The 2005-nt window shown below is 72.6% G+C and carries 1 protein-coding gene and 2 pseudogenes; all 3 read right to left on the reverse strand.

Annotated features, from left to right (window positions below; all coding sequences use genetic code 11):
* Positions 1-79 precede the first annotated feature (79 nt).
* Positions 80-972, reverse strand: a pseudogene (locus tag AC27KI_RS23615) (alpha/beta hydrolase).
* Between the two features lie 11 nt (positions 973-983).
* Positions 984-1637: an MtnX-like HAD-IB family phosphatase gene (locus AC27KI_RS23620; protein ID WP_284414081.1), complete on the reverse strand. Its 654-nt coding sequence runs from the start codon at positions 1635-1637 to the stop codon at positions 984-986.
* A 70-nt stretch (positions 1638-1707) separates the two neighbouring features.
* A pseudogene (locus AC27KI_RS23625) lies at positions 1708-2005 on the reverse strand (HlyD family secretion protein); the annotation flags it as partial.

The raw sequence follows: 2005 nt of genomic DNA on the forward strand, positions 1-2005 counted from the left end.
CCTCCCGTGTCCACCAGCAGGTTCAGCGCCCAGAGCGCTGCCACCAGCGGCGTGATGCCGCCCTCGGCACCGGCCGGGTTCACGGCGTGCCCCCGCGGGCGACGTGCTCCGCGAACGCGACGGTGCGCGCCACGACGGCGCGGCGCTCCCGGTCGATGGTGATCATGTGGTAGCTGTCGTCCAGCAGCACCAGTTCCACCGGCGCGTACCGCACGCCCTGCACGATGGCCTGGGCGTTGGCGGCCGAGGCGATGTCGTCGTGGCGCGCATGCAGCACGAGGCAGGGCGAGCGCACGGCATCCAGGCGCCGGCGCACGTGGGCCGCCAGCGCGCGCATCTCGATCACCGACCACCACGGGTTGCCCGGCAGGCCGGCCGCCGAGCTGTCGCCCGATTGCATCTGCGCCACCACGCGCTCGCGCAGCGCCGCGTCCTTGATGCCGTAGGGCGGCTGCTCCATGAAGACGCGGCGGCGCCCGATGCCAAGCATGCGAAACAGCGGCAGCAGGAACGACAGCCGCGTGTACGCTGGCATGCTCCAGCCGTCGTAGCGAAAGGTGGGCGACAGCGCCACCACGCCGGCCACCTGGGCCGGGCGATCGGCGGCCAGCGCCAGCGCCAGCACGGCGCCCATCGAGAGCCGCACGCCACGAGCCGGCCGCCGGTCACCATCGCCAGCCGGTCGGCGCCGCGCTGCACGCTGGCGTGCCAGTCCTGCCAGCGCGTGGCCACCAGATCGTCCTGCGTGCCGCAGTGGCCGGCCAGCTGCACGGCCAGCACGGTGAAGCCGGCGCGGTGCAGGCCCTTGGCCAGCAGGCGCATTTCGTTGGGCGTGCCCGTCAGCCCGTGGATCAGCAGCACGCCGGTGCCGGCGTTCGGGCCGTGCCCACGCAGCAGGTATTCGTGCTGCGTGCCGGCATCGCCGGGGCGGGCCGCCGCGTCGCCCAGGGGGGGGGCGGTTTCGCGGGACATCACGGCGGCGTTCATGCCGCCAGTTCCAGCGCCACGGGCTGCGGCAGCAGGGCCAGCGCCTGCGAGAAATCGGTGAATGCCGCATGGGCGATGCCGTGGTCCACGCAGTGCTGGATGAGCTTGTACTTGGCCAGCACGAAGTCGGCTCGGCCGGACACGCAGAAGTCCGAGGTGCTGTCGCCCACGTACAGCACGCGGCCATGCCGCTCGCGCTGCTCGGCCAGGCGCTCGCATTTGCAGTTGCCGCTGGCGCGGGCGCAGGCGGCGCTGGCCCAGGGCGACTGCAGCTGCCAGCTGCGCGGCCCGGTCTGCACCAGCCGGTTGGCGATCACCGGCAGGTCGCCCAGGCCATGGCGTTCCAGCACGGCATGGATGGCGTAGTCGATGCCGTCGCTCACCACCTGCACCGGCATGCCCCGCTCGCGGGCTGCGCGCACGAAGGCGCCGAAGTGCGGGTCCACCGCGATGGTGGCCAGGTGCGCGTCCAGCTCGGCGCGGTCCATGTCGAGCAGGGCCACCTGGCCCTTCATGCATTCGCGCGAGCCGATCTCGCCGCGCTCCCAGGCGGCCTCCAGCGCCTCCCAGCCGTCGCGGCCGAAGCGCTGCAGCAGCGAGTCGGTCACGTCTTCGGTGCTGATGGTGCCGTCGAAGTCGCATTGCACCATCCAGCCCGAGCCGGTCGCGGGCTGGGAGACATGGCGTGCATCGACCAGGGCGATGCGGTGGGTTCTGGCGTCATTCATGGAAGCTCACTCTCACGTTCTGTCCGACCCGCGCGGTGGGCGCCTGATCGAACTCCAACACACATTCGACGATGCGCACGGGGCCGCGCTGGACGTCGTCCTGCAGCCGCCCGGTGCCGAGCACAGGGCTGATGCGCACCACATGCGCCGGCGGCATCGCCGCGGCTGCGGTGTCGCCATCGGTGGTGACGGTGGCGCGCTGGCCCACGTGCACCTGGGCCGCGTAGCTTTCGTTCAGCTCGGCCCGCACCACGAGCGGGCGGCGCGGCAGCAGCGTGATGGCCGCTGCG

It is taken from the genome of Acidovorax sp. KPB24-03 (genome assembly GCF_057546605.1).